Origin of the sequence: Chamaesiphon sp. OTE_75_metabat_556 (genome assembly GCF_031378165.1) — a bacterium.
In the GTDB taxonomy this organism is placed as follows: Bacteria; Cyanobacteriota; Cyanobacteriia; order Cyanobacteriales; family Chamaesiphonaceae; genus Chamaesiphon.
Genome location: NZ_JANNDR010000121.1, coordinates 1 through 8,847 on the forward strand (window position 1 = coordinate 1; position 8,847 = coordinate 8,847).

An 8,847-nucleotide genomic window follows, 5' to 3' on the forward strand; every position below is an offset into this window, starting at 1 on the left:
AAATGGCGAGATTGGCCATCGATAAAGTGACGCATAAATTCCGCCGTAAAAAATCATTACAGTAAGCCAAATATCACAGAGGAGACCCGATCGTGTTACCAAGTATTAGCATCGTTACCATTAACTGGAATTCAGGCCACCAACTGCGAGAATGTTTGGAGGCGATCGTCTTGAGCACTCACAATGAATTTACGTTAGATAAAGTCATTATTGTCGATAACGCCTCCATCGATCGCTCGCTCGATGGTTTGGAACAGCTCGATCTCCCGCTGCACATAATTAGAAATTCCGTAAATCAAGGATTTGGGGCGGCTTGCAATCAAGGTGCCGCCCTGAGCGATGCCGACTATCTGCTCTTTTTAAATCCCGATACCAGAGTGGCAGCGGATTCGATCGATCGCGCTGCCTGCTTTATGGACAAATCTTGGGCGCAGAAAGTCGGCGTCGTCGGCATTCAACTGGTAGACGAACGGGGCAAAATCCAACGTAGTTGCGCGAGATTCCCGAATTCAACCAATCTGTGGTGTAGTATTTTGGGCATCGATAAATTAGTCAAATCCCCACTCACCAGCTACATGATGACTGAATGGGGTCACGATCGTACCCAACGAGTCGATCATGTCATGGGTGCTTTTTACTTGATTCGCGGCGATTTATATACATCGTTACAGGGCTTCGATGAAAACTTCTTCGTTTACTTTGAAGACCTCGACTTATCCTACCGCGTCCATCAAGCCGGCTGGTCTTCGCATTATTTGGCAGATACGCGCTGTTTCCACAAGGGCGGCGGTACTTCGGAGCAGATCAAAGCCACCAGATTATTTTATTCTCAACGCAGTCGCATCCTCTATGGTTACAAGCATTTTAACTGGTTCCAAGCGACGGCGATCGCGGTGGCAACATTGACGATCGAGCCGCTCACCCGCATCGGCTTTGCCCTGCTCAAATTCTCACCCACCCAAGCTACCGAAACGATTCAGGGCTATCTCAAGATCTTTCGCAATCTGCCAGCGATTTATAAATCGATCGGTTCATAAGTCGCGCTTTCGCTTTGAATAACGGATATTTTATTCACTATCAAAATTCCGAACTAACCAATGGGTTAAATAATTTAAAGGTCGTGCACTCCACAAGTTTTACAGATGCTTCTTCCAGTAGACAAAAATTCATACAGTAGTCACCTGTATATCATCTTTGCAATCTCAATGTACCTAGTTCCGTTTTCGACCGGAACTGGAGCTGGTTCATTTGTGATTATGTTTGCCTTCCCATTTCTGGTCTTACTATTCTTCTTTATTGCTGGCAGTTTGATCGCCAGAAAAGAAAGGATTAATTACCCGGACGATCTAAAGCTATCATTACTGTTTGCAGCTATTCATTTGTTCGCTATTTTCATTGCTTCTCTGATGAATCAAAATCTAGTCATGTCATTTGCCCGATCGGTATTTGACTTTTTTGGCTTTGCGATCTTTATGTATATCACTTCTCACGCCTCCAAGAATAAAAATGCTGCATTAGTTTACAGCAAGCTTTCACCAATTTTTGTCTGGTCGGGAGTAATTATGTCTACCTACTTTATTATTAATTTTTTACTGGCCGTTCAACAAAACTCTTTAGATCAAGTACTACTAGAAAGAGAAAATGGTGGGTTGATGTCCTTGCCTTGGGGGGCATCAAATACGATTGCAGGCTGCTTGATGATGCCTTTTTTCTTAGCATTAGATCGGGCATTCAATACAAAATCGCTCAAATTTAATAGTCGCGCGATGATGTTTCTGGCAATGTTATTAATTATGTTTGCAATCATTGTTACTCAATCGAGAAATGTCATTGCCACGCTGTTGTTAGGGCTAACTTTTGTCGGTGTTTTGACCAAAAACATCAAGCCAACTATCCTATTTCTCGGTACGATCGTCACAATTGTCGTCTCAATCGCGATCTTATCCGGTCAGGATTTAAGTTCGATCTTCGAGGCGAGAGTGGGCGACCAAGCTCAAGATGTTGGTGGTTTCAACGGTCGGACGACATTATGGGAAGCATCCATTCTCTACTTTAGCATCCACCCATTTTCACCATTAGGTTACTTTGGCATGTTGGGTGAAATGGGGCATACGGGGCATAATATTTTCCTAACGACACTGCTCGAACAAGGCATATTTGGATTGGTAGCATATATTCTATTCCTGATTAATAATCTGGGATTTTGCTTGAAAAAAATCTATGATAAAAGCTTGTCTTTTGGCATTAGAAGACGGATGACATTATATATGATTGCGATGCTGGCAATGCTCCTACAACTTCAATTTGAAGATTCCAATCTGACAGCACAAAATATTGTTTATCAATGGATATTTTTAGCGTTGATGTATGTCAGCCCTTACTGTGATGTGCCCGAAATCGAAGACACAGCTTCGACAATGGACAAACGATTGGTTTCCCGATCGGGTAGCTAATTCAACTCAGATTTAATAACAGTATCGATCTAATCACTAACACTTACAAATTATATGTCTCCTAAAGTACTAGTTCTTACTAAATATGGCTCCTTAGGCGGTAGTAGTAGATACCGATTCTACCAATATATTCCTTATCTAGAGTCCCAGGGTTTTGATGTAACTATCGCCCCATTACTTGATAATCAGTACGTTGCTAATATCAATCAGGGTAAGCGAAATCTTGGCAATGTTTTATCATCATATTTTCAAAGATTGGGAAGATTGATAAGCGATCGAAATTACGATCTATTCTGGATTGAAAAAGAACTTTTACCCATGATCCCAGCATGGCTAGAGAAAATTTTAGTTGGTAAGATTCCCTATGTTGTCGATTATGATGATGCGCAATTCCATATGTATGATTGCTATGGATCGAAGCTAACTAGGGTACTACTCAGTCAAAAAATCGATCGAGTGATGGCCAATGCGAAATTAGTAGTTGCCGGAAATCCATATATATTGAACCGAGCATACAATGCTGGAGCCAAAAGAGTTGAAATCATCCCAACGGTGATCGATCTAGAGCGGTACTCGCCAAAATCGAGCGGTAACAATGATGGTCGAGTTTTCAATATTGGCTGGGTTGGTTCTCCCGGCACTAGTAGTTATTTGAAGTCGATTGAATCTGCTTTTCAAGCGATCAATCGGCGACACAACTGTAAGTTTACCTTCGTTGGTGCTGGTAATCTCACACTCGATAGGCTGGATCTGACGATCGAAAAGTGGCAGGAAAATACGGAGGTCGAGCATATCCAAAAGTTTGATGTGGGGATCATGCCCTTAGATAATACGCCCTGGGAGCAGGGCAAGTGTGGGATCAAACTGATCCAATACATGGCTTGTGCTGTCCCCGTCATCGGTACGCCGATCGGCGTCAATCAAGAGATCGTCCAGCAAGGGGTGAATGGCTTTCAGGCCATTCATCCCGATGAATGGATCGATTACTTATCTAAATTAGCCACCGATCCACAGCTATGCCGTGTGATGGGAGCCAAAGGTAGGGAAATGGTAGAGTCGAAATATTGTTTGCAAGTCACAGCACCGATCGTCGCTGAATTACTCAAAGCGTGTATTTAGCTACACAGATCGAGCCAGTCTAGTAGTATGTTAGTTACTATGTGAAAGCTAGATCCAGTCGCTCCCTGGAGATTCTCGAACATGGCGATAACTCATAACAATAATTTCAACTTGATCCGGTTGGTGCTGACCATCCTCGTGCTGCTAGCACATGCGCCAGAATTAATTGATGGCAATCGACATCGGGAAATTCTCACCACCATCTTCGGGACACTTTCATTTGGCGAACTGGCTGTTAATGGCTTCTTTCTATTAAGTGGCTATCTGATTCTCCAAAGTTGGCACCGCCAGCCCCAATTTGCTAGTTTCATCAAGAAACGAATCCTGCGCATTTATCCCGGCTTCATTGTCGCCTCCCTAGTCTCCATCTCGATCGTCACGCCTCTCGGCATCCATCCGATCAATTTCTGGAGACGCATCGATTTCCTTGCTCATTTGCAAGAAATACTGTTGTTAACTCCGCCTAGTTCGCCGCCCAACATTTTTCAGGGTCAGCCTTATCCCAATGTAAACAGTTCGATGTGGACGATCGTCCATGAGTTTCGCTGTTATTTATTAGTAGCGATCGTCGGCTTAATTGGTGGTTTAAAACGATCGACGACCTGGCTGGTATTGTCAGCGTTCGTATTTATCGTTCATAACTTACCTCTAGCCACCCATTTCCCACAATTGTCTGCAACTTTTGCCCATCATTTAAGCGATCTGATTCGACTACTGACTTTTTTCTGTGCTGGCGGCTGTTTTTACTTGCTACGCGATCGGATTGATTACACGAGAAACCGCGCCTTGTTAGCGCTGAGTATTGTCATCATCAGCTTATTTAACGAGAACATGTTGCGATTAGCCTTACCGACACTGGGGGGCTATGTATTGTTCTGGTTTGCGTTTTCAAAAATACCGAGTCTCCAATGGTTCCGCACATCATCTGATGTTTCTTATGGGATATATCTCTATGGATGGCCGACTGAAAAACTATTGATTTGGTACTTGCCGTCACTCTCCCCCTGGTTGGTATTCCTCTGTACTACGGGTATTTGCTATATTTGCGGTTTACTAAGTTGGCATTTTGTTGAGAAACCTTGCTTGCGATCGAGAAATTGAGATTCATCGCCTACCAACGCCAGACCGCTGTGCCAAGCCAATCTAGCAATTCTCGCTGACAGCTTGGCACTGTTTGACAGCCTTATCGACAGCCGAATCTAGATCGAAGCCCAGCGGCTGTCCCCTGCGGATCTTGGCTTGGGCGCGCCGGATTGTCGCTTCGGCACTTGGGGGGATCTGATTTTGCCACCAGTCGGCACTTTCACTATACAGCCAGGTATAGCGATCGCTTGTCCGCAGGGAGTGGTAGACGTTGTGCTCTAATAATCGGAATCGATCGGCTGGCGATAGAAAATGTTGGGTGGTTTTGCCAGTGCGCGGATCTTTGACTCCACCTGGTAGGGCATCGAGCACGAGATCCAAGTAGACTGCTTGACCCAATTTAACTTGGCGATCGTATTTACGTTGATTTTTGGGAGCGACAAATAGTCGCCGCGCACGATTGAAGATCGCATCCCGCGTGGCATCAAACCAAGCAGTCTTATAAAAATAATAAGCCCATTCATGACCCTCGACGATCGTCGTACTGGGTTGGGCGGCATCGAGCATCCCATTTACAAATGCCGGCCACAGTCCATAATCATGTCGGGCGAGTTGTTGTTGTAACTTAGTTGCCTCGATCGGTGTCGCCCACAAGTCCTTGAGCCAACTCAGCAAGCCAAAGGCGAGCACTTGCGTCCCTGGCTGGGCTGACTGCACCACCCGCACAAACTGAGCACCCCGCTGGCGCACCTGCTGTTGATATTGATCAAATGTCTTTTGCTGCTGTTGGGGTTGCTGGTAATATTTCCAGGGACTAGTAGTGGTGTAGGGTTCGGAATCAAAAGCAATCCCCTTAAACCTGCCAGCTTTGGCAGTTTTTGCAAAATTGTAAATGTTTTTTTCCGCAGCCGCCCAGTCCCGATCATCAAACCAGTCCCAGCCCGCATCCATGCCCGACCACATCACTACAAAATTATCAGTTAGCTTGGTTGAAGTCGTCGCAGCGAGATCTCGACGATCTTGGGTAAAAGCACTAGTTGGATAAGCAGTTTTTTTGAATACTTCTTTGCCAGCATTGAGTTTGAGGATAACACCATCAAACGGACGCTGCTCCATTTCTCGGATCTGCTGACGGAAGAAATTTGGTGGGGGTGCATCCCAGCCATATTCGATCAGTTTTTTGCTTTTAGCTTGAGTTTCGACGGCAGTAATGGGTAGAAAGAGCAGCAGCAAGAGCAGGATCGCTCCGAACGAGATCGCGAACCGTCGCAGCGGTTGTTGTTTACCGACAAAGTTAGCTAATTTATGCAGGAATGAGATCTCTCGCTTTAACATCCGATCGGTCAACTCAGATTAACAGTCTAGCAACGCCAATCTATTTTATCAGATCGGCTCGAACAAATTGCTGGATTTGAGTTGTGGCCAGCGCAAACTGATTGATCGGTGATAAGGTCATTCTAAATCGAACCTATAGATTAATGCTTTGCGAGATCCCTATTAACAGATCCTAAAAGCTTGGATGGCAATCTGTGCGGGCAACGATCGCCATCACCGCCACTACAAGTAGCATGAATTATGACATGAAAGTTAGGTGCTTTTTTGTCATGGTCATTCATGTTCTCAATAACTACAAAATCGCGTTCCACGCAGTTGCTCGCAACTCGCCTAGATTTCGATTTTTAGGATCTTCACAATGCCACCTCAACCACGGACTGACTTCTGTTATCTCCATAACTTTTATATACTTAAGCTAGGTTTTAAGTAAAAATACGGAATTACAGTAAGATCGAGGTGAGGCTGTCGCTAATAGCTGAGATTACTACATCTATACCTATATGTTAGTGGCAATGTCGATTCAGAGTAGTCACTAAAGTGACAGGTCGCAGCTCGATTTCTAGCCAGACGACCTTAAGTTACGCTATTTGGCTGAACGATTTCTGACAACCAAGGAAGTGAGCGATAGAGATCTACCGATCAGATCGGTGACAAATATCACAGACACAAATGCCAGCTAGCTCCGTCAGATTTTAGTCAATGATGGTTGATTTCCGATCGCGTTCTGGTTGGAAAATATCGTATTTAAAAGTCTATACCTGATTATTGGCAGAGATCGGGCAGTTGAGTTAGGAGAATTAGCTGATTTTAAAAACAGCGACTTCAGCTAGTATTAAAGCAATTCACGTTGATATAAGTCACGACAGTATTTAAGTTAGCTTAGTGTCGATGCCAAGCTAACTGAGCATGTTCGATCAATTTCTAAATCCAAAACTTCTTTTTTACTTAAAAAAAGTGACGTGAGCGGTTTAGGGGTAATGAGTACCAAAAAAACCAAAAGTTCCACTAATTTATATGATGTAGGTCTATTAATGCTTTCTTACTTACTACCAGAAATGAAGCTGTCCTTGGAATTTTCCGAGCGCAAATTTCTACTCTGTATAGCTGATGTGATTTTAATCGTCAGTGGAATTCTCGGTTCGCTATGGTACTGGACTTATCGCTCTCACCATGCTTTTAACTTAGAATTTGTAACCTATCATTCATTGTGGATTGTGGCCATGGGTGTGGCCTGGTTGGTATGGATGTTTATCAATGACTTGTACGATCTCCGGATCGCGGTCAAGGTCAAACGCACCACTCAGAGAATTGCCTGGGGCGGCACGATCGTGGGCATGATTTATTTAGTGTACTACTTTGTGACAGCACCAGTCCCATTGAGTGAAGTCGCTTTTACGCTCCGGTTCGCACCAGCCTTGGCAATTTTTACAACAACGGTGGCCTTGTTAGCTTGGCGGTTGATGTATGCTGTGGTCTGGGGTGTGGGTCACGCCCGCCAACGCGTGCTGATCGTCGGTGCCGGTGTGACGGGGACGATTCTCGCTGAGGCGTTCAAGCAGTATCCACACTATCAAGCACTCGGCTTCATCGATGACAACCACCAACTGCATGGTAAAGTTTGCCAAAATGTCCAAGTTTTAGGAGATCGCCACCATCTGACTTCCGAAATCGAGCGTCATGGCATCGATGAGGTCGTGCTGGCAATCAGCAGACCGATCGATGAAGATCTGCTCCAACTACTAACTAATTTCCACGAGCGGGGCGTGGCGATTACACCTATGCCCGTATTGTATGAAAAACTGACCGGTAAAGTTGCAGTCGAGCACATCGGCAGTCAGTGGTATTCGGCACTCCCACTCAAAAAGAACCCATTCGATACTTTCAATCGAATCGGCAAGAGAGTATTGGATTTAGTCTGTGGATCGATCGTTGGCTCGATCTTGGCGATCGTCTTTCCATTTGTCGCGATCGCGATCAAACTCGATAGCCCTGGCGCGATTTTTTATAAACAAGAGCGAGTCGGACAGTATGGGGCTAAATTCACTGTCTACAAGTTCCGATCGATGGTTCGGGATGCCGAGCGCAATGGTAAAGCTCAGTGGGCGGTCAAAGGCGACGCTCGGATTACCAAAGTCGGCAACTTCATTCGCAAAACGCGGTTGGATGAATTACCCCAAGTCCTCAACGTGTTGCGTGGTGAAATGAGTATGGTTGGCCCCCGCCCCGAACGCTACCAATTCATCAAAGAATTGCAACAGCAAATTCCGTTTTACCGGACGCGGTTGGCTGTCAAACCCGGACTCACAGGCTGGGCGCAGATCAACTATGGATATGGCAGTACGACTGAAGATGCACTGATCAAGCTCCAATACGATCTTTATTACCTCAAGCATTGGTCGCCATGGTTGGATTTCAAAATCTTACTGCGGACTTTCTCGGTAGTTTTAAAAATGCAAGGGCAGTAAAGCATTCGGTAAGTTTGAAAGCAGATTTGAATGAGGCTGGAGATAAATCCCCAGCCTTTTTTTATTGTCAAGATTGGTAACATCTGTTAGGACAAAAACAGCGATTGAAATCGCCGCTCATGATGCAAAGTCCGCCTGCGCGGACTAATTGAAAACGTCCTAACTGTTTTGGCTGCTGCTATACTATTCAATCGATCGCGCTGAAAATATTATTTTGCAGCACAACTAAATTGCTTACAAAAAGTATGGTAGGGGCAATTCACGAATTGCCCCTACCATACTTTTTGTGAATTGCATCTATACCTAAATCATCTCTAGACTCACCGATCGACACCCAAATTTTTAAACCTTGGCTAACTGCTTCACTTCAATTGGTGCAGTCAGAGCTGCCT

At 44.8% G+C, this 8,847-nt stretch carries 6 protein-coding genes; 5 read left to right on the forward strand and 1 reads right to left on the reverse strand.

Annotated elements, in window-relative coordinates; all coding sequences use genetic code 11:
* The first annotated feature begins 92 nt into the window (after window positions 1–92).
* The 4 genes from RMO27_RS05295 (at window position 93) to RMO27_RS05310 (ending at window position 4,673) form a co-directional block, all read left to right on the forward strand.
* A complete protein-coding gene (locus RMO27_RS05295; protein WP_309730076.1) occupies window positions 93–1,037 on the forward strand; it encodes a glycosyltransferase family 2 protein in 945 nt (314 codons plus the stop codon).
* A 168-nt stretch (window positions 1,038–1,205) separates the two neighbouring features.
* Complete coding sequence (locus RMO27_RS05300; RefSeq protein WP_309730078.1) at window positions 1,206–2,453, forward strand: O-antigen ligase family protein; 1,248 nt, start codon at window positions 1,206–1,208, stop codon at window positions 2,451–2,453.
* 54 nt (window positions 2,454–2,507) lie between these two features.
* The gene (locus RMO27_RS05305) at window positions 2,508–3,572 is read left to right on the forward strand and encodes a glycosyltransferase family 4 protein (protein ID WP_309730084.1); all 1,065 of its coding nucleotides are present in this window, start codon (window positions 2,508–2,510) and stop codon (window positions 3,570–3,572) included.
* 81 nt (window positions 3,573–3,653) lie between these two features.
* Window positions 3,654–4,673: an acyltransferase gene (locus RMO27_RS05310; RefSeq protein WP_309730087.1), complete on the forward strand. Its 1,020-nt coding sequence runs from the start codon at window positions 3,654–3,656 to the stop codon at window positions 4,671–4,673.
* A 42-nt stretch (window positions 4,674–4,715) separates the two neighbouring features.
* On the opposite strand, the gene RMO27_RS05315 is transcribed toward RMO27_RS05310, so the two are convergent.
* Window positions 4,716–5,990 carry a hypothetical protein gene (locus RMO27_RS05315; RefSeq protein ID WP_309730090.1) on the reverse strand — a complete coding sequence of 425 codons (1,275 nt, stop codon included), beginning with the start codon at window positions 5,988–5,990 and terminating at the stop codon, window positions 4,716–4,718.
* Between the two features lie 977 nt (window positions 5,991–6,967).
* Here RMO27_RS05315 and RMO27_RS05320 point away from each other — a divergent pair.
* Entirely contained in the window at window positions 6,968–8,455 is a 1,488-nt protein-coding gene (locus tag RMO27_RS05320; RefSeq protein ID WP_309730093.1) for a sugar transferase, read from the forward strand.
* The last annotated feature ends 392 nt before the right edge of the window (window positions 8,456–8,847 follow it).